Annotated in this window: 15 protein-coding genes; 8 read left to right on the forward strand and 7 right to left on the reverse strand. The window is 59.3% G+C overall.

The window, feature by feature from the left end; translation table 11 throughout:
• Positions 1 to 113 precede the first annotated feature (113 nt).
• Both JFT87_RS04190 and JFT87_RS04195 read right to left on the reverse strand, forming a co-directional pair.
• Positions 114 to 1,115, reverse strand: coding sequence for a phosphate ABC transporter substrate-binding protein PstS (locus JFT87_RS04190; RefSeq protein WP_201190582.1), 1,002 nt, complete (start codon positions 1,113 to 1,115; stop codon positions 114 to 116).
• A gap of 242 nt (positions 1,116 to 1,357) precedes the next feature.
• Positions 1,358 to 2,656 carry an MFS transporter gene (locus JFT87_RS04195; protein ID WP_201199087.1) on the reverse strand — a complete coding sequence of 433 codons (1,299 nt, stop codon included), beginning with the start codon at positions 2,654 to 2,656 and terminating at the stop codon, positions 1,358 to 1,360.
• Positions 2,657 to 3,020: 364 nt separating this feature from the next.
• Between JFT87_RS04195 and JFT87_RS04200 the strand changes: the two genes are divergently transcribed.
• Together JFT87_RS04200 and JFT87_RS04205 are read left to right on the forward strand one after the other, a co-directional pair.
• On the forward strand, positions 3,021 to 3,425 hold the full coding sequence (locus JFT87_RS04200; protein WP_007896491.1) for an acyl-CoA thioesterase: 405 nt from the start codon (positions 3,021 to 3,023) through the stop codon (positions 3,423 to 3,425).
• A gap of 57 nt (positions 3,426 to 3,482) precedes the next feature.
• Entirely contained in the window at positions 3,483 to 4,382 is a 900-nt protein-coding gene (locus JFT87_RS04205; protein WP_201199089.1) for a D-hexose-6-phosphate mutarotase, read from the forward strand.
• A gap of 82 nt (positions 4,383 to 4,464) precedes the next feature.
• Here JFT87_RS04205 and JFT87_RS04210 read toward each other — a convergent pair whose 3' ends face one another.
• The 5 genes from JFT87_RS04210 to JFT87_RS04230 all read right to left on the reverse strand — a co-directional run bounded on the left by JFT87_RS04210 (position 4,465) and on the right by JFT87_RS04230 (position 8,262).
• The gene (locus tag JFT87_RS04210; protein WP_201199091.1) at positions 4,465 to 5,001 is read right to left on the reverse strand and encodes a DUF3299 domain-containing protein; all 537 of its coding nucleotides are present in this window, start codon (positions 4,999 to 5,001) and stop codon (positions 4,465 to 4,467) included.
• A gap of 88 nt (positions 5,002 to 5,089) precedes the next feature.
• Entirely contained in the window at positions 5,090 to 5,335 is a 246-nt protein-coding gene (locus tag JFT87_RS04215) for a GlsB/YeaQ/YmgE family stress response membrane protein (protein WP_201199093.1), read from the reverse strand.
• 119 nt (positions 5,336 to 5,454) lie between these two features.
• Positions 5,455 to 6,537 carry a 5-(carboxyamino)imidazole ribonucleotide synthase gene (locus JFT87_RS04220; protein ID WP_201199095.1) on the reverse strand — a complete coding sequence of 361 codons (1,083 nt, stop codon included), beginning with the start codon at positions 6,535 to 6,537 and terminating at the stop codon, positions 5,455 to 5,457.
• 11 nt (positions 6,538 to 6,548) lie between these two features.
• Positions 6,549 to 7,040, reverse strand: coding sequence for a 5-(carboxyamino)imidazole ribonucleotide mutase (purE, locus tag JFT87_RS04225; RefSeq protein WP_019694319.1), 492 nt, complete (start codon positions 7,038 to 7,040; stop codon positions 6,549 to 6,551).
• Between the two features lie 304 nt (positions 7,041 to 7,344).
• The gene (locus tag JFT87_RS04230) at positions 7,345 to 8,262 is read right to left on the reverse strand and encodes a LysR substrate-binding domain-containing protein (RefSeq protein WP_201199097.1); all 918 of its coding nucleotides are present in this window, start codon (positions 8,260 to 8,262) and stop codon (positions 7,345 to 7,347) included.
• 180 nt (positions 8,263 to 8,442) lie between these two features.
• On the opposite strand from JFT87_RS04230, the gene aspA reads away from it, so the two are divergent.
• The 6 genes from aspA to JFT87_RS04260 all read left to right on the forward strand — a co-directional run bounded on the left by aspA (position 8,443) and on the right by JFT87_RS04260 (position 20,324).
• On the forward strand, positions 8,443 to 9,867 hold the full coding sequence (gene aspA, locus JFT87_RS04235; RefSeq protein ID WP_140664972.1) for an aspartate ammonia-lyase: 1,425 nt from the start codon (positions 8,443 to 8,445) through the stop codon (positions 9,865 to 9,867).
• A gap of 556 nt (positions 9,868 to 10,423) precedes the next feature.
• Positions 10,424 to 11,872: an alanine/glycine:cation symporter family protein gene (locus tag JFT87_RS04240; RefSeq protein WP_201199099.1), complete on the forward strand. Its 1,449-nt coding sequence runs from the start codon at positions 10,424 to 10,426 to the stop codon at positions 11,870 to 11,872.
• Between the two features lie 168 nt (positions 11,873 to 12,040).
• Positions 12,041 to 13,045 carry an asparaginase gene (locus tag JFT87_RS04245; RefSeq protein WP_201199101.1) on the forward strand — a complete coding sequence of 335 codons (1,005 nt, stop codon included), beginning with the start codon at positions 12,041 to 12,043 and terminating at the stop codon, positions 13,043 to 13,045.
• 149 nt (positions 13,046 to 13,194) lie between these two features.
• Complete coding sequence (locus tag JFT87_RS04250) at positions 13,195 to 14,187, forward strand: AraC family transcriptional regulator (RefSeq protein ID WP_201199103.1); 993 nt, start codon at positions 13,195 to 13,197, stop codon at positions 14,185 to 14,187.
• 259 nt (positions 14,188 to 14,446) lie between these two features.
• Positions 14,447 to 15,472, forward strand: a complete 1,026-nt coding sequence (locus JFT87_RS04255; protein ID WP_201199105.1) for a histone deacetylase family protein — start codon at positions 14,447 to 14,449, stop codon at positions 15,470 to 15,472.
• 190 nt (positions 15,473 to 15,662) lie between these two features.
• The gene (locus tag JFT87_RS04260) at positions 15,663 to 20,324 is read left to right on the forward strand and encodes a dermonecrotic toxin domain-containing protein (RefSeq protein ID WP_201199107.1); all 4,662 of its coding nucleotides are present in this window, start codon (positions 15,663 to 15,665) and stop codon (positions 20,322 to 20,324) included.
• Positions 20,325 to 20,332 lie beyond the last annotated feature (8 nt).

Genomic DNA, 20,332 nt, shown 5'->3' on the forward strand with positions numbered 1-20,332 from the left:
ACCGAGGCTGCGATCTTTTGATCTGGCTTTATAACTGCAAGATCAAAAGATCGCAGCCTCGGTTCCCTCGTCAGCTCCTACACAGGTCCGGGGCGTGCCCTGAACCTAGGGTGTTACTTCTTTGCGACTTCGGCGCCGCCTTCAGCCAGACCCAGGTCAGCCAGTGCTTTTGCAGCAACTTTGGCCGGCAGTGGGATGTAGCCGTCTTTCACTACAACTTCCTGGCCCTGTTTGGACAGAACCAGTTTCACGAACTCGGCTTCCAGCGGGGCCAGAGGCTTGTTCGGGGCTTTGTTGACGTAAACGTAGAGGAAACGCGACAGCGGGTATTTGCCGTTCAGTGCGTTTTCTTCGCTGTCTTCGATGAACTCAGTGCTGCCTTTCTTCGACAGAGCAACAGTTTTCACGCTAGCGGTTTTGTAGCCGATGCCCGAGTAACCGATGCCGTTCAGCGAAGAGCTGATCGACTGCACGACCGAAGCCGAGCCTGGTTGTTCGTTGACGTTTGGCTTGTAGTCGCCTTTGCACAGGGCTTCTTCTTTGAAGTAGCCGTAGGTGCCGGATACCGAGTTACGACCGAACAGTTGAACCGGCTTGTTGGCCAGGTCACCGGTCACACCCAGGTCGCCCCAGGTTTTGACTTCGGATTTAGCGCCGCACAGACGAGTGGACGAGAAAATCGCGTCGACTTGTTCCATGGTCAGGTGCTGGATCGGGTTGTCTTTGTGCACGAACACCGCCAGGGCGTCCACGGCAACCGGGATAGCGGTTGGCTTGTAGCCGTACTTCTGCTCGAAGGCAGCCAGTTCGGTGTCCTTCATTTTGCGGCTCATCGGGCCCAGGTTAGAGGTGCCTTCAGTCAACGCAGGTGGCGCGGTGGCGGAGCCAGCGGCCTGAATCTGGATGTTTACGTTCGGGTATTCTTTTTTGTAGTTCTCAGCCCACAGGGTCATGAGATTGGCCAGGGTATCGGAGCCGACGCTGGACAGGTTGCCCGACACACCAGTGGTCTTGGTGTAGCTCGGGATCGACGGGTCAACAGCGGCGAACGCGTTGGCGGTCGCAACGCCAGCAGCGACAAAAGTCATTGCCGCCATCAAACGCTTCAGTTTCATGCCTTACTCCTAGCAGATAGGGTGTGTTAAGTCGGGGCCAAGTATCAGCAGGCCGTGTGAACACTCTATGGCTGAAATATGACAATTGGATGAAAGGCCAGCATTCGGCGTGTTGCAGGATAATTCGTGTCACCTTCATCGCGAGCAAGCTCGCTCCCACAAGGCTCTGCGGCGAACACAGATCCTATGTGGGAGCGAGCTTGCTCGCGATGAGGCCAGTACAGTCGGCGCAAGAAGCCGCCTTAACGCCCCTTCTTCCAAAGATAAGCACCCACCAAAATCCCGACTCCACAAATGATCGCCACATAATAAGCAGGCCCCATCGGGCTTTCCTTAAGCAGCAATGTCACGATCATCGGGGTCAACCCGCCGAAAATCGCGTAGGCCAGGTTGTAGGAGAACGACAGCCCGCTGAAACGCACCACCGCCGGGAAGGCTTTGACCATCACATACGGCACCGCGCCGATGGTGCCGACCAGCAGACCGGTCACGGCGTACATCGGGAACAGCCATTCAGGGTGGTTGAACAGGCTGTGGTAGAAGGTCCACGAACTCAGCAACAACAATGCGCTGCCGAACACAAACACCCGGCCCGCGCCGAAGCGATCCGCCAGCGCGCCGGACGCTACGCAACCCAGGCTCAGGAACACGATTGCCAGGCTGTTGGCCTGCAACGCAATGGTCGGGGTGAAGTGGTAAACGGTCTGCAGCACGGTCGGAGTCATCAGGATGACGACGATGATGCCGGCCGACAGCAGCCAGGTCAGCAGCATGGAAATCAGAATCGCGCCACGATGGTCACGCAGCACCGCGCGCAGCGGCACTTCTTCGGCCAGGGCCTTGCGCAGTTGCAGCTCGGCGAACACCGGGGTTTCGTGCAACCAGCGACGCAGGTAAACCGAGAACAGGCCGAACACACCGCCCAGTAGGAACGGAATCCGCCAGGCGTAATCCGCCACTTCCACCGGGGTGTAAATGCTGTTGATCGCCGTGGCCACCAACGAACCCAACAAGATACCGGCCGTCAGACCGCTGGTCAGGGTGCCGCAGGCGTAGCCGATGTGCCGCTGCGGCACGTGTTCGGAAACGAATACCCAAGCGCCGGGCACCTCACCGCCAATCGCTGCGCCCTGGATCACTCGCATCACCAGCAACAGGATCGGCGCCCACATGCCGATCTGCGCGTACGTTGGCAGTAAACCCATGATCAGGGTTGGCACGGCCATCATGAAAATGCTCAGGGTGAACATCTTCTTGCGTCCCAGCAGGTCGCCGAAGTGCGCCATGACAATGCCGCCCAATGGACGCGCCAGGTAGCCGGCGGCGAAAATGCCGAAGGTCTGCATCAGCCGTAGCCACTCGGGCATGTCGGCCGGGAAGAACAGCTTGCCAACCACCGCGGCGAAGAACACGAAGATAATGAAGTCGTAGAACTCCAACGCGCCGCCCAGGGCAGACAGCGACAAAGTCTTGTAATCGTTGCGGGTCAACGGACGTGCGGACTGGGTTGGCTGCGCAGTGCTCGAGGGCGCTGTGGTCATGGCAAGGGCTTCTCTTATAGTCGGATCTGCAACCCCAACAACGCTGGCGGAGGCTTGGGCAGGTTCGGCACGATAGCAAATTGTTCGAAAAAGCACATAGAGGTGCTTATTTGACGGTCAAAATGAGAACCCGACGGTCGTCTCGGAGTCTACCGACCGATATACTCGCAACCTTGCACCTGCTTGTAAGGGGTTGCTGTGCGAAAACGTCGTTGGCACCTGTCAGCCGATTTCGCAGAGTTTCCCTTTAGGCGCCTTACGAAAAACGTGACGAACGTAGTATGTTCGGGCTGAATCGTTTTTCCCGAAGACGGCTATTCACCTGAAGTACCAATGAGAGTCACGGGTCAGAGGCACCCCCGGCATGATAGAGCTCGAACAAGAAGATCCAATCCCGCAAGGCGACCTCGCCCTGCAAATCACCGCGCTCCCGCGTGAAACCAACGGCTTTGGCGATATTTTCGGCGGCTGGCTGGTGGCGCAGATGGATTTGGCTGGCACCGCAATGGCCAGCAAAGTCGCCGGTGGCCGCGTGGCGACCGTTGCAATCGACCGCATGGCATTTCTGGTTCCGGTGGCGGTGGGCGCTCAGCTCTCCTTCTATACCCAGGCCCTGGAAATCGGCCGCAGCTCGATCCAGATGATGGTCGAGGTCTGGAGCGACGACCCGCTGTCCAGTGAGTGGCGTAAAGTGACTGAAGCCGTATTCGTATTCGTCGCCATCGACGGCAGCGGCCGCACTCGCTCGGTTCCACCACGCGCGCGTTAAACGCGCAGACCGTTTTGCGGTCCATAGCCGTCATTGTTCCTGATTGAGAGTTGCCCCATGAGCACGCCCAACGTTGAAGCCGTCAAACTGGATGAACTGAACTGCTGGCGTATTCGCCACGGTCAGGCCGAATTGCTGGTGGCCCAGCAAGGCGCGCACATCCTCAGTTATCAGTTGGCCGGGCAACCGCCGCTGATCTGGCTCAACGACGAGGCCGTGTTCAAGACCGGTAAAAGCATCCGCGCCGGCGTGCCGGTGTGTTGGCCGTGGTTCGGCAACTTTGATCGCAACCCGCAAAGTGTCAAGACAATGCGCGTCAGCAATGAACCGGCCGGCGCCCATGGTTTTGTCAGGGCGATGGATTGGGAACTGGGCGGCATCGAAGCTGAGGGTGAAAGCCTGAAGGTCGAATTCGTCCTGCCCTACCCCGAAGGTGGTTTTGCGGGCTGGCCGCATCAGGTGGATTTGACGTTGAGCATTCGTCTGGATGAGCAACTGCACATCAGCCTGACCAGCCACAACCGCGGCGCTGAATCCGTGTCGATCAGCCAGGCGTTGCACAGCTACTTCGCCGTCAGCGACGTGCGCAACGTGCATGTTGAGGGGCTGGAAGGCTTGAGCTATATCGATACGACTAAAGACTGGACCACGACCACTCAGGCCGGCGATCTGGTTTTCACCGGCGAGACTGACCGTATCTACCTCAATACCCCGGCTAAGCTGAGCATTGTCGATCCGACCTGGGAACGCCGCATCGAGCTGACCAGCAGTGGTTCACGCTCGACAGTGATCTGGAACCCGTGGATTGATCGCGCAGCAGCGTTCAGTGACATGGCCGACGATGGCTGGCAGCGCATGCTGTGCATCGAGACGGCGAATGTGATGGACGATGTGGTGACCTTGGCGGCGGGTGCGAGTCATACCCTGGGCGTCAGCATCGGCAGCAAGCCGCTTTAAAAGCTTCGCGGGCAAGCCTCGCTCCTACGGATCACACGGACCTGTAGGAGCGAGGCTTGCCCGCGAATCGATCTAACAAACGCTACAAATCCGACTCTTTAACCGCCCGCACCTTCGCCGCATCCAGCGCATACGCCGCGTCAGCCAGGTCGTTATTGACCTTCTCGACCTTCAACGTGCCGGTGACCCACAGCGGCGTGTAGATGTCGTCCAGCTTCAAGCCTTTGGGATAACGCACCAGCACCAACTGGTTTGGTGGCGGTGGCGGCACGTGGATGCAGGCGCCCGGGTACGGCACCAGGAAAAACAGCGTGCTGCGGCCCTTGGCGTCGGTTTCCAGCGGCACCGGATAACCACCGATGCGGATGTTCTTGTCGTTCATCGACGGCACGGTTTTGGTCGAGTACATCACCGCCGGCAAGCCCTTGCTCTGCTTCATGCCACCCTTTTGGGTAAAGGTGCCATTGCCTTCGGGGGAGTTGTGATCGATTTCGGGCATGTCCTCGAGGGCTTTCTGGTCCGACTTGGGCATCAGTTCCAGCCAGTCGGTTTCCGGCAGGTCGCCGGCATGGGCAAGGCCCGAGCCCAGGAATAATAGGGTCAACAAAAGACGGCGCATTGAAATGCTCGACAAAGGAAAGGATGGCGTAATAGCGAGCATTCTAGCCCTCTGCGCGTGCACCGCGCAGAGGGCTTTGTCGCTTGAATCAGCTCTTTTTGATCAAGCCGTAAATCACCAGCAAGATGATCGCACCCACCAGCGCGCCGATGAAGCCTGCGCCCTGACCCGCATGGTAAATGCCCAGAGCCTGGCCGCCGTAAGTAGCCGCCAGCGAACCGCCGATACCGAGCAGGATGGTCATGATCCAGCCCATGCTGTCATCGCCCGGCTTCAGGAACCGAGCCAACAGGCCGACGATCAAGCCGATAAAGATGGTTCCAATAATTCCCATGGCATTTCCCTCTGATTGATTTGGTGAGACAGGACACCTGGCACAAAGCCTAGTCAGACTTTGGCATCCTGCCATCAGAGAACGGCGGACACTGAAGGTTCCGCCGCTGCCACATGAAACTATTCGGCGATGAGCGCTTCGACCTTGAGGATCTGCGCCGCCAGCGTCTCACGGTCTGCACAACGCAGATTGGCGTGACCGACCTTGCGACCGACCTTGAATGCCTTGCCGTAGTGGTGCAGGTGGCAATCAGCAATGGCGATCACTTTCTCTACCGGCGGAACCACACCGATGAAGTTGAGCATCGCGCTCTCGCCGACCTTGGCCGTCGAACCCAGCGGCAAACCGGCAACGGCCCGCAGGTGGTTTTCGAACTGGCTGCACTCGGCGCCTTCAGTGGTCCAGTGCCCGGAGTTGTGCACACGCGGGGCGATTTCGTTGGCCTTGAGACCACCGTCGACTTCAAAGAACTCGAACGCCATCACGCCGACGTATTCCAGCTGCTTGAGCACACGGCTGGAGTAATCCTCAGCCAAGGCTTGCAGCGGGTGATCGGTGCTGGCTACGGACAACTTGAGAATGCCGCTGTCGTGGGTGTTGTGAACCAGTGGATAAAACTTCGTTTCACCATCGCGAGCACGCACGGCGATCAGCGAGACTTCACCGGTGAACGGCACGAAGCCTTCCAGCAGGCAGGCGACGCTGCCGAGTTCGGCGAAGGTGCCGACCACGTCTTGCGGTTTGCGCAGGACTTTCTGACCCTTGCCGTCGTAACCCAGGGTGCGGGTTTTCAACACGGCCGGCAGACCGATCGAAGCCACGGCAGCGTCCAGATCCGCTTGCGATTGAATGTCGGCGAACGCCGGGGTAGGAATCCCCAGGTCCTTGAACATGCTCTTCTCGAACCAGCGATCACGGGCAATGCGCAGGGCTTCGGCGCTCGGGTAGACCGGGACGAACTGCGACAGGAACGCCACGGTTTCGGCCGGGACGCTCTCGAACTCGAAGGTCACCAGATCGACTTCATCGGCCAGTTGACGCAAGTGGTCCTGATCGCCGTAATCGGCCCGCAGATGCTCGCCCAACGCGGCTGCGCAAGCATCAGGCGCCGGGTCCAGGAAAGCGAAGTTCATGCCCAGCGGAGTACCCGCCAGCGCCAACATGCGGCCCAACTGGCCGCCACCGATTACACCGATCTTCATCGTCAACAACCTCAGGCGATGCGTGGGTCTGGATTGTCCAGGACGCTGTCTGTCTGCTCAGCACGGAAAGTTTTCAGCACCGCGTGGAACTGCGGGTGCTTGGCGCCGAGGATGCTCGCCGACAACAAAGCGGCGTTGATCGCACCGGCCTTGCCGATGGCCAGGGTCGCAACCGGAATGCCCGCAGGCATCTGCACGATGGACAGCAGCGAATCGACACCCGAGAGCATCGACGACTGCACGGGCACGCCCAGCACCGGCAGATGGGTCTTGGCCGCACACATGCCTGGCAGGTGGGCCGCGCCACCGGCACCGGCGATGATCACCTCGATGCCACGCGCCTCGGCCTCTTCGGCGTACTGGAACAGCAGGTCCGGGGTGCGGTGGGCAGAGACCACTTTCACCTCGTAAGGAATGCCGAGCTTTTCCAGCATATCGGCGGTGTGGCTAAGGGTGGACCAATCGGACTTGGAGCCCATGATCACGCCAACCAGTGCACTCATCGTCGTGCCTCTTCTCTCTGGGCGCCCGCAGGCGCGTCAAAAACAACAAGCCACGCAGAAATGCGTGGCTTGATTGTACGAAAAATGGCCGGACGAACCGGCCGAAGGCCGCGCAGTATACCTCAATGAAGCAGATAAACAGCCCCCGAGACGACCATCTGTCATACGGCGCAAAGTGCCGGTTTTATTGACTCGAAGGTCAGTGAAAAAGCTGCCATCACACGCTGCTCTTGTAGGAGCCAGGCTTGCCGGCGAAGGCGATCTCACGGACGCCTTCGCCGGCAAGCCTGGCTCCTACAAAACATCATTGACCGGTTGTGCCCTGCGCTGCGCCGCCTTCAAGCTTACGCCACAACAACCGCACGTTCGCCTTACGCACCAGCGCGCAGCGGTACAGGCGAATCTCCAGCGGTACATGCCATTGCGGGCCGCCGCACACCACCAGCTCACCGCGCGCCAGTTCTGCGCGCACACACAGCTGCGGCACCCAGGCAATGCCCAGTCCTTCCAGCGCCATGCTTTTCAGGCTGTCGGCCATGGCGGTCTCATAGATAGTGGTAAAGCGCAGGGCGCGCTGGCGCAGCAACATGTTCACCGAGCGCCCGAGAAACGCACCGGCGCTATACGCCAGTAACGGCACGCTGGCCTCGCCCTCCAGATCAAACAGCGGATTGCCTTCGGCGTCCGCCGCGCACACCGGCAGCATTTCAGTCTGGCCAAGGTGCAGGGACGGGAAGATCTCCGGATCCATCTGCATCGCCGCGTCCGGGTCGTAGAACGCCAGCATCAGGTCGCAGCCACCTTCACGAAGCGCGTGCACGGCGTCGCCGACGTTGGTCGCCACCAGGCGCGTGGCAATGTTCAGGCCTTCATTACGCAACTGCGCGATCCAGCGCGGAAAGAAACCCAGCGCCAGCGAGTGAGCCGCCGCCACCTGCATCACTTCGCCCTGCCCGCCTTCCAGGTGATGGAGATGGCGCAGCACTTCGCCGAGCTGCTCGACCACCGTCCGCGCGGTAACCAGAAACAACTGCCCCGCCGCCGTCAGCTCGACTGGTGTGCGCGAGCGGTTGACCAATTGCAGCCCCAGCGCGGCCTCAAGGCTGCGGATTCGCCGGCTAAATGCAGGCTGGGTCACGAAGCGTCGCTCGGCAGCCTGGGAGAAACTGCGGGTCGCGGCCAGGGCACTAAAGTCCTCCAGCCATTTGCTTTCCAGATTCATCACGCCCTCCCGGACACGCACCAACTTAGGTCACACGCTCGCCGCACACGCGACGTCACATGGGTATTATGCCGAATGTGCATAGGCTAGTGCTTAACAGCATTGGCCCAAAATTCTTCACAAGCCTAGCATTTGCAGCGTTCCGGCACAGACCGGGTCCATATCGAGATGATTTCTATCATGTCCTCCGCTGCATCTTTCCGCACAGAAAAAGACCTGCTTGGCGTACTCGAAGTACCCGCTCAAGCGTATTACGGCATCCAGACCCTGCGAGCGGTGAACAACTTCCGTCTCTCCGGCGTCCCGATTTCGCACTACCCGAAGCTGGTTGTCGGCCTGGCCATGGTTAAACAGGCCGCCGCTGACGCCAACCGCGAGCTGGGTCATCTGAGCGAAGCCAAGCACGCTGCCATCAGCGAAGCCTGTGCACGTTTGATCCGCGGCGATTTCCACGAAGAGTTCGTGGTAGACATGATTCAAGGCGGCGCTGGCACTTCGACCAACATGAATGCCAACGAAGTCATCGCCAACATCGCGCTGGAGGCCATGGGTCACCAGAAGGGCGAATACCAATACCTGCACCCGAACAACGACGTGAACATGGCGCAGTCGACCAACGACGCCTACCCGACGGCGATCCGTCTGGGCCTGTTGTTGGGTCACGACGCGCTGCTGGCCAGCCTCGACAGCCTGATCCAGTCGTTCGCCGCCAAGGGTGTAGAGTTCAACCACGTCCTGAAAATGGGCCGTACCCAGCTGCAAGACGCCGTGCCGATGACCCTCGGCCAAGAATTCCGCGCCTTCGCCACTACCTTGAGCGAAGACCTGGCACGCCTGAAGACTCTGGCTCCTGAGCTGCTGACCGAAGTAAACCTGGGCGGCACAGCGATCGGTACCGGCATCAACGCCGACCCGCGTTACCAGCACCTGGCTGTTCAGCGCCTGGCCCTGATCAGCGGTCAACCGCTGGTGCCAGCCGCCGACCTGATCGAAGCCACCTCTGACATGGGCGCCTTCGTGCTGTTCTCCGGCATGCTCAAGCGCACTGCGGTCAAGCTGTCGAAGATCTGCAACGACCTGCGCCTGCTGTCCAGCGGCCCACGTACCGGCATTAACGAAATCAACCTGCCAGCGCGTCAGCCAGGCAGCTCGATCATGCCAGGCAAGGTCAACCCGGTTATTCCGGAAGCGGTTAACCAGGTAGCGTTCCAGATCATCGGTAACGACCTGGCCCTGACCATCGCGGCCGAAGGCGGCCAACTGCAACTGAACGTGATGGAGCCGCTGATCGCGTTCAAGATCTTCGACTCGATCCGTCTGCTGCAACGCGCCATGGACATGCTGCGCGAACACTGCATCGTCGGCATCACCGCCAACGAAGAGCGCTGCCGCGAACTGGTCGAACACTCGATCGGCCTGGTCACCGCACTGAACCCGTACATCGGCTATGAAAACGCCACCCGCATCGCCCGTATCGCCCTCGAAAGCGGCCGCGGCGTGCTGGAACTGGTGCGCGAAGAAGGATTGCTCGACGACGAAATGCTCGCCGACATCCTGCGCCCTGAAAACATGATTGCTCCGCGTCTGGTCCCGCTTAAGGCTTGATCGAACGCCCGGCTCTTGCTCTCTTAACGAAGAGCATGGAGCCATGCTCACCAGGTCGAGGGACTAGACACCTCTCACCTTTTGAGGGCTTGGGGATTTATCTCCAAGCCCTTTTTTTTAACTCTTTGGCAGCAACAGACAGAATGCCTGGAAGCTGAAAAATGTGGGAGCGGGCTTGCTCGCGAAAGCGGTTGGTCAGGCACATCGATGCAAGATGTGCCGCCATCTTCGCGAGCCGGCTCGCTCCCACATGAAACAGTTTTCACATAAGCCCGACGCCGGTAACGTCGGGTGTTTCAAAGCTTCGTTTCGTCGCTTGCACCACAATCGTGCAGACGGGCACCGCACTGATAGGTATAGTGCCGCCCCTCTTCGCGTGAGCGGTCGTCGGTAACGAGGCCATAACCCATGCGAAACCCGACCTAATAACAACCCGCGATATGGAGAATCTGGACGAACCTTCGCCTCACCTGTTATGCCCCGCGCAAACCGGTGTAACGCGATATTTCTACCCCTCCAGCATTTGCTTAAACAAAAAAATAGCGAGGAATAATCCATGCTCGAAGTCATCAACGACTTCCTCTCAGGGAAAGTACTGATCGTGCTCATTGTCGGGCTCGGTAGCTACTTCACGATCCGATCGCGTTTCGTACAATTGCGCCACTTCTTCCATATGTTCGCCGTGTTCCGCGATAGCCTCAAAAGCAGCGCCGGTCAACTCAGCTCGTTCCAGGCCCTGATGCTCAGCCTGGCTGGCCGCGTCGGTGCAGGCAACATCGCCGGTGTCGGCATCGCCGTGACCCTCGGTGGGCCAGGTGCGGTGTTCTGGATGTGGGTGACCGCGCTGGTCGGCATGTCCAGCAGCTTCTTCGAATGTTCCCTCGGCCAGCTCTACAAACGCTGCGACTCCGACGGCACCTACCGTGGCGGCCCGTCCTATTACATCCAGCACGGCCTGCAGAAACGCTGGTTGGGGATGATCATGGCGTTCCTGCTGCTGATCACCTTCGGCTTCGCCTTCAACGGCCTGCAATCCCATGCCGTGACCCACTCGCTGCAGAACGCATTCCAACTCGACCCGACGTACACCGGGGCGGCGCTGGCAGTGTTGCTGGGCCTGGTGTTCATCGGTGGCATCAAGCGGATCGCCAAGGTTGCTGACCTGCTGGTACCGGTGAAAACCCTGGTGTACATCGGCGTGACCATCTACGTGATCGTGCTGCAATTCGACCACGTGCCGGGCATGCTGATGACCATCGTCAAAAGTGCCTTCGGTCTCGACCAGGCCTTTGGTGGTTTGATCGGCAGCGCCATCGTTATGGGCGTGAAGCGTGGCGTGTTTGCCAACGAAGCTGGCCTGGGCAGTGCGCCTAACGTGGCAGCCGTCGCGTCGGTCGAGCACCCGGTTGCTCAAGGCGTGGTTCAGGCGTTCAGCGTGTTCCTCGACACCTTCGTGATCTGCACCTGCACCGCGCTGCTGATCCTGCTGTCGGGCTTCTACACCCCGGGCTTCGAAGGCGACGGCATTGCCCTGACCCAGAACTCCCTGGCCGCTGTGGTCGGTGACTGGGGCCGCAGTTTCATCTCCATCGCCCTGTCGTTGTTCGTGTTCACCTCGATCCTCTACAACTACTACCTGGGCGAGAACAGCTTGCAGTTCCTCACCCGCAACCGTGCCGCGCTGATGGTTTTCCGCGGCCTGGTGCTGGCGCTGGTGGTATGGGGTTCGATGCAGGATCTTTCGACCGTGTTCGCCTTCGCCGACATCACCATGACGATGCTGGCGTTCGTGAACCTGATCGCGCTGTTCCTGCTGTTCAAGATCGGCATGCGCATCCTGCGTGACTACGATGACCAGCGTGCTGCCGGCATCAAGACCCCAGTGTTTGATTCGAGCAAGTTTCCGGATCTGGACCTGGACCTGAAAGCCTGGCCCGCCAACCCGCCAGCCGCTGCCACCAAGGCCGAAGCTGAGCAGCAAGGCGTGACCGCAGCGCAACGCTGATCGGTAAAAACCGGGCGCATCCCCTGCGCCCGTCAGGTACAGTTCAAAAAACTGTGGGAGCGAGCCTGCTCGCGAATGCAATCTGCCAGTTAATACACAGGTTGACTGACACACCGCTTTCGCGAGCAGGCTCGCTCCCACAGGACCGTATCCTTTCGGAGAACCCCCATGAATTCCTCGACCTATCCTGCCGCCCAGCACGTCATGGTGCTCTACACCGGTGGCACCATCGGCATGCAAGCCAGCGCCAACGGCCTGGCCCCGGCGTCCGGTTTCGAAGCGCGGATGCGCGACTACCTGCACAGCCAGCCTGAACTGGTGGTGCCGCAGTGGCGCTTTCGCGAGATGAGCCCGCTGATCGACAGCGCCAACATGACCCCGAGCTACTGGCAGCAACTGCGTGAAGCAGTGGTCGATGCCGTGGATGTGCAGGGCTGTGACAGCGTGCTGATTCTGCACGGCACCGATACCCTGGCCTACAGCGCGGCGGCCATGAGCTTTCAATTGCTCGGCCTGCATGCCCGCGTGTGCTTTACCGGCTCGATGCTGCCAGCCGGCGTGACCGACAGCGATGCCTGGGAAAACCTCAGCGGTGCGCTGGTTGCTCTGGGCCATGGCCTGGCGCCGGGCGTTCATTTGTACTTCCACGGCGAACTGCTGGACCCGACCCGTTGCGCGAAGGTACGCAGTTTCGGGCGTCATCCGTTCAAGCGTCTTGAGCGTCAGGGCGGCGGCGTGAAGGCAGCTTCGATGCCGGCATCGCTGACCTACAACCAGCCCAAACAGTTGGCGAACGTCGCGGTACTGCCGCTGTTCCCCGGCATCAGCGCCGAAGTGCTGAGCGGCCTGCTCGATAGCGGCATTCAGGGCTTGGTGCTGGAATGCTACGGCAGCGGTACCGGGCCGAGCGACAACCCTGAGTTTCTCGCCGCTCTGGAACGGGCGCGGGACAACGGTGTTGTGGTGGTCGCGGTGACGCAGTGCCATGAAGGTGGCGTCGAGCTGGATGTTTACGAGGCGGGGAGCCGCTTGCGTGGTGTTGGTGTGTTGTCCGGTGGCGGCATGACTCGCGAGGCTGCGTTCGGCAAATTGCATGCGTTGCTGGGTGCCGGGCTGGATAACGCTGAAGTGCGTCGTCTCATAGAGCTCGACCTCTGCGGCGAACTCAGCTGACACCTCACCGCCCTTGTAGGAGCGAGGCTTGCCCGCGAAGGCGTCCTTGAAAACGCCAAAAGCTTCGCGGGCAAGCCTCGCTCCTACAGGTCCGGGGCCCCAGGCATATAACTTGCTGTCTTCCAGTCACCCCAAGGCTGGAATCCTCCATGCTCCACTCCCACCTCACTACCCTCAACGCCGTCTCCCTGGTGCTCAACACCTTCAAGGCCGAAGGCCTGTCCAGCGAAGCACTGCTGGCGGGAAGCGGCATCAGCGCGGCGGATCTAAGCCGGGCGGACACGCGGATCACCACCAATCAGGAGATGCAGGTTTGCGCCAACGCAGTCGCGTTCAAGCGTGACATAGGCCTGGAACTCGGTCGGCGGATGCACGTCTCGTCCTACGGCATGCTCGGTTATGCGCTGCTCACCAGTGCCACCTTCGGTGACGCTTTACGTTTGGCGATACGTTATCCGGCGCTGTTGGGAACACTTTTCGAGCTGAGTCTTGAGGACGATGGCGAGCGTGTCTGGTTCGTCGCTGCGGATTATCGGGAAAGCCCGGCGATGGCGGTGTTCAACGCCGAGTTCTGCCTGGTTTCACTGAAAGTCATCTGCGACGACCTGCTCGGGCACCCACTGCCGCTGCGGGCTGCGCGCTTCGAACACACTGCACCGGATTATCAGGCGACCTACGCCGAACACTTCGACTGCCCGCTGAACTTCGAGGCTCCGGACAACGCGTTCGCCTTCGACCGACGCTGGCTCGACCAGCCCTTGCCACTGGCCGATGTCATCACCCATCAAGCCATGGCCGAACGCTGCCGTAAGCAGAACACCGAGTTCACCGGACGTCAGGCGTGGCTGGGGCGGATTCGTCAGTTGCTCAGCGCACAGCTGAACGCGGCGCCGGGGCTTGAGGGGTTGGCCGAGCAGATGAAGTGTTCGGCGCGGACTTTGCGCCGGCATCTGAAGGATCTGGGCTGCAGCTATCAGGAATTGCTCGATGAGCTGCGGTTCGAGCAGGCCAAGCAGATGCTCTGCGAGGATCAATTGCCGATCTATCGGATTGCCGAGGCGTTGGGGTTCAGCGAGACCGCGAGTTTCCGGCATGCGTTTGTGCGCTGGAGTGGTGTGGCGCCCAGCCAATTCCGCCCGTAACAAACCGCCCTTGTAGGCGCGAGGCTTGCCCGCGAAGCTTTTGGCGCTCTCGGGGACGCCTTCGCGGGCAAGTCGAATCGTCGCACCGCTCGCTCCTACGGGTTCTGCGTTATTTGGGGGCGTTGCAGCGCCAATAAGGGGCGAATTTCGGTCAAACCTTTTGGCCATATAAATCCCCTTTTGGCCTTTCCTGCCGTTCTCCCAAACGCTGCGCCCCGCAAGACTGTGTTCAACCGAATCAGCCTGCGGAGAACAAGAAATGCTGACGATCTACTCGGACGATCACCACCTGCATCACGGCCGTTGTGAATTGATGGACGGGCAATTGATGCCCTGCTTCGAAATGCCCTCACGTGCCGACCATGTGCTGCAACGCGTGCAGTACCGCAACCTGGGCCCGGTGGAAGCGCCGCAGGATTTTGGCCTCGGGCCAATCCAGCGCATTCACGATCGCGACTACCTCGACTTCTTCAAAGGTGCCTGGGCACGCTGGACCGAGTTCGGCACCGACGGCGACTTGCTGCCCTATACCTGGCCGGCCCGCACCTTGCGGCGGATCATGCCGACCAGCCTGCATGGCCAACTCGGTTATTACAGCTTCGACGGCGGCGCGCCGATCACTGCTGGCACCTGGCAAGCGGCCTATAGCGCAGCGCAAGTCGCATTGACCGCCCAAGCGGTGATCCAGCGCGGTGCCCGCAGTGCCTTCGCGTTGTGCCGTCCACCGGGACATCACGCCGCCAGCGACTTGATGGGCGGTTATTGCTACCTCAACAACGCCGCTATCGCCGCCCAGGCATTTCTCGATCAGGGCCACAAAAAGGTTGCGATCCTCGACGTCGACTACCACCACGGCAACGGCACCCAATCGATTTTCTACCAACGCAGCGACGTATTGTTCACCTCGATCCACGGTCACCCGGAAGCGGAGTTTCCATTCTTCCTCGGCTATGAAGATGAACGTGGTGAAGGTGTGGGTGAAGGCTGCAATTTCAACTACCCGCTGCCCGCCGGTTCCGGCTGGGACGCCTGGAGCGCCGCGCTGGAGCAGGCCTGCGACGAGATCGACCGCTACGGTGCCGACATCATCGTGGTGTCGCTGGGTGTCGATACCTTCAAGGACGACCCGATCTCGCAATTCAAACTCGACAGCCCGGATTATCTGGCGATGGGTAAACGCATTGCCGCCCTCGGCAAACCGACGCTGTTTGTCATGGAAGGTGGCTACGCTGTCGAAGAAATCGGCATCAATGCGGTGAACGTGCTTGAAGGGTTCGAGCAATGAACGGGCTCAAGCGCCTCACCGCCCCGGTTGATCCGCCCCATTGGGGGCTATTTGCCGATAACGATGTTTTTTGGCGGTAAGCATATTTTTGGCGGTAACTATGTACCGCCACACGTTGATCGCAGTTCATTACTTTCCACAGGGCCAGATGCTGTGAATCCACAGCCTTGCCCATCGGAAGGACATGAACATGCTCGACGCCCCAGAGACCCTGCCGTTTCCCGGCGATCTGATTACCCAGCTGATTACGGGTCCGACGTTACGTGAAGTGGCCGCGAAGGTACTACGCGTCGGACTTGCAACCTTATACCCAGCGCTAGCACTCGACCCGGATCAGGCCATGGTCGGCACGCCCTCCTGGGAGCACGAAAATGACCAGATCGTGGCACGCAGCACCCATTTCGAATCGCTGACGAGTGGCCTGGTGAGGCATGCCATAGACGCCACCCCGGTCATGTACCTCGATGGCGAGCAGTTCTTGACGCTGCAGCCCTCCGCACGTTTGACGTCACAACTGCCGGTCGATATCGATGCCATCGGGCGCCTGATGAATGAGCTGGCCCCGTTACTTTTCACCGCTTATCAGGAGGCGCAACTCGACTACTGGAATCACACTGATGACACCTCCGCTCCGCGCTGGCAGGATCTTTCGCACTCCATACGGAATATCTGGAACGTCGCGCAGTTTCAGGGCTGGGATGCAGATCAGCATGCGCTGGCCCGGCAAGCCTTCTCGTGGCCGGACCGGGCTACGCGGCAACCCCACGATAACTATCAAACACGCCTCTGCCTGATTGACCTTGACCGGGCGAACGATGGCACGTCAACACACCTCAACATCCTTGATACCGCCGTCGTGATCGGTACGGTCGGGGCGCGCACACTCATCATCACGCACTCGATTGTCTCGGGTTTCCAGACTTTCGACTCGCTGGAAAAAATGGGTGAGCAGTTGCGGGTCTACAGAGCCGACCTGCCCGCAGACACACAGCTTCAATGGCGGCTGTTCGAACCCGACGGTGATTTTTTTGATTATCAGGCGGTTGTGCTGATCGCACTTCAGACGCAAGCGATCGGTTCGCTCGGCGCGGACGAGTCGACTGCGGCACTCAGCCCGAACACGGTAACCCGTGCCACCCTGCAAAATATTCACCAGACACCGCTCAACTACCCCTCACGCTTGAGCCGTGTCGAGCAGCTGCTGCCCGACTGGATGAGCCAGGCCACGCCTACCGACATCAGTGCTTACAGCCGACACCTGATGGATCTGGCGACAGTACGCCAGAGCAGCAGCGGTACATCCTTTGAACAGGACATCCCACCCATCGACCAATTTGCGCTCGATGCCATTGCCCTGCTCATGCAAAAGGCCCATCCGGAGGCCAAAAACCTCAAGCTCTCAGACCTCAAAATCAGCATCACCAGCCCTGTGGTGTGGGGCACGCTGGCGACAGGCACAAGCCAGACGCTCACGCTGTCGCTGGCCGAACTCGCACTGGAGAACCTTGTCGCCGCGCCACTGGGGGTCAAGTTGGTTTATTTCGCCAACAACACGCCTGTGCCTGACTGGTTGACCGCCGATTATCTCGAAGCGTTGATCACTGCAGTCAATGTCGGCAAGACCTATCCAGCGCTGATCAAAGACCGAATGGTCGATGACGCCACCAAATCCGCGCACCTGAACGAGCTCTATACCCGCCACTTGCGGGTACAGCTGCCCTTGATCGCCCTGCAATGCAAAATTCGCGGCGAGGCCGCCATCGATGAACTGGGCTACCGCTACATCGTCGCCGTCATGGACCCTTCTGTCGAAAAACCTCAGGTAGATGGCCACGACATTGTCATCCGGCCATTGGCGTTCGTTGCACAAAACAGCGCCAACAACAGCGTCGATACCGTTGCCAATATGTTTGTGATTGGCCGACTCGATCAAGACCAGGGGCCCTGCCTGCTTTATCGACCGATGATGGATGACCCGCTGCTCCAGTACCCTTCCCCGGCCAGCCTGGTGTACGCGATCAAACATTCGAGAAAAATACGCCTGTCAGTGCTCGCCTGGATGCCGGACGCGGTGCGTGCCGATTACTCCAATTACATTTTCCACGGGGATTTACCGGGGTTTTCCGTGCTCGCGGACCTGCTGGCAAACCCGTTGCTGAACGTCTATCGCAAAGGCCCGGTCAAGCTGGGCGGCCAACCGCTCAAGGGCGACTACCTGTCGGCGCTGTTCAAAGCCAACGCCAACGCGTTGATCGAACTGGCCGATCGGCAATCGGTCTCCAATGCAGAAAGCCATTGGGCTACCTTCAAGCAAGGCGCCTGGAAACTGTTCAATGCTGCGCTGCCTTTTCTGGGCCGGACATTGGGCACCGGCGCGTGGATCTGGCAGATCCTCGATGACCTGCAACAAGCCCTCGACGCCAAGGAAAATCAGGACGACGACGTTGCCGCCAGCGCCCTGACTGACCTGTTTCTGACGTTATCCATGGTGCTCGCCCACCATGCCGCGATGCACTGGAAACCCCTGAGTGCGCTTCCTGAAGAGCACCTGGAGCCGACCTCTGAAAGCACCGAAATCTCAGACCCGGTCAAGACGACCAAGCCCCTCGAATCCAACGAGATCCTGCAAAAGCCGGCGCCGTCTATGGGCGTCGCCGTCATCCAGATTGCGGACACCACTGCCGAGCAGTTATCGACCAACCATGTGAACCTGATTCACACCAGCGGTGCACTCAACCGCCGTCCGTTGAGCCTGAGCGACGCCGTCAGGCGCTTTGTCATCGACAAGCCTGAAGACCTGAGTGCCCCTGTGAGCGAAACAGGACCTCGGCAGAATCTCTACAAGCTCGGCGAAAAATTATACGCGCCGGTCGGTGCGCGCTGGTTCGAGGTGGTCATCAATGACCAGCAGGAAGTGCAAATCATCGACAGCCGGCAGCCACCGACGCGCAGCGGGCCTCTGCTCAGCCTGCTGCGCAACGGACGTTGGGTGATCGATACACGCCTGCGCTTGCGCGGTGGTGGTCTGAAAAGCCGGCGAGCTCAGGTAGAACGCCAGAACGCGCAACGGATCGAAGAGTTGCACCAACACCTGAGGACCTTTAACGAAAGACTCGACCGTTGCCAAATAGAACTGATCGCGGCCCGTAAAGAAATGACGAGCGCCAGTGCCGAAACACTCAAGGCGAAAACTGCACTGTTTGTGGAAATGCTGGAAGAGCGAATCAAGGACTATGACGTCGCTATCGGTCAGCTCAAGGCACTCAACCTCATCGAGGCCGTACCTCGCTATCGACTGTCCATGATCGAATTGGTGAAAACCCAGTTGTTTTTCAACCAGTCGATAATAGAAATCAAACAACCCGCCTTCGAAAGTGCGCTGCACAGCACGCTTGAGCATCTGGAAAAGGAAATGCCAGGGATCAGACCTGATCATTCAAGTGTTTATAACCACATGCTTGAAGTGTCCGCAGCGCTGGTTGAAACGGTTGAAAAGGCGCAATCGGCCTTTGTGGAAATGAGCACACTGGGTAAAGAGGCCGCGAGGATCGCTCAGCAATACAAAAGTAAATTACCCGAGTTCAACCTGCAGGACATAAGGGCTCTACAAGTGACTCTGAGTCGCGATCTCTGTGTGATGGAAGGCGTCACACCCACACTGATCGACGCCTGGGAGCATTTCGATAACCTCGTCGGCGATGCTGATCTGGCCATCCAGAACTCGATGGATCTGCAAAATGACAACCCCAGGCTCGATGACACTGGCCTTATCGACGGGCTCAACTCGCTGGTCGATAAATTCACCAGTATCGACTCGCGCCTTCAGGACCTCTCCCGGCAATTCGCGCAAGAACTGGTGCAACCTCAAGTCGACCTGCTGCAAGAGCGAATTGGCGCATTCAGCCTGCGCAGTACCCAACAGTTGGCAGAGTTACTGCGCGCCCGAGAGTTACTGCAGCCAACGCCGGGCCCTTCAAAACCGCCCCTGAAGAAGGCGATCAAAACCCACTTCAACGGCATGCAATTCGCGGTGCCACGCAAAACCGCCAAAGGTCACGAGCAGCTGTCTGACGTCAAGTCATCCATAACCGGCAAGGTGCTGGCGACGTTCCACGAGAAAAGTCCGAATGTCTGGGTACAACGTCTGCCGCGTAAACCGTTAGCGCCGTTACCGGCACAGACACTGGCCATCACGACGACTGCCGCGCAAACCCTGCTCGACGGATTGCCAACCTTCATCAAGGATAAAAAGAAATTTGTTGATGACCTCAAACGGCTTCCGGTGGAAGTCGAAGAGTCCTTTCATCATCACGCCACGCAATTCAGCGAGGCCGTCACTGCGATCGACAAGGCGCTGTCCGCTGGCCCCAACACGAGTGTAAAAACCCACAATGCATTAGAGCTCAAGAAGCAACTCGAGGCTGCAGTCACTCAGCTTGCCGACGCTGGGTTGAGCACACGTATTGCCATGACCAAGCGCCAATTACCAACAGCCGCACGCGTGGAGTGGTTAGACAGTAAAGAAGAAATACGCGTGGTGATGACGCAACAGCGTCGTCGGCTAAAAGGCCCGAAGAAGGATTTTTTGCAAGAGTATGAAATACGTGATCACCACAACAACAAACTGCTGTGGTATGCGCATTTTCATTATGAACAACTCGACTCGCCCAACTTGTTGTTCAACGCAGCCCACCTCAAGACTGTAGAACAGCGACTGTTAGGAAGGATCAATAGCCCGCAGGCGGGCGCCAGCAACCGGGAGGTGATTGCGATTTACCGCAGTGCGATCGACACCAGACTGGCCAGAAATCTGTTTTTCCGAACTACCCTGACAGGGCCTTCCACCCGCTGAAATCTGTC

Origin of the sequence: Pseudomonas sp. TH15, assembly GCF_016651105.1 — a bacterium.
In the GTDB taxonomy this organism is placed as follows: Bacteria; Pseudomonadota; Gammaproteobacteria; order Pseudomonadales; family Pseudomonadaceae; genus Aquipseudomonas.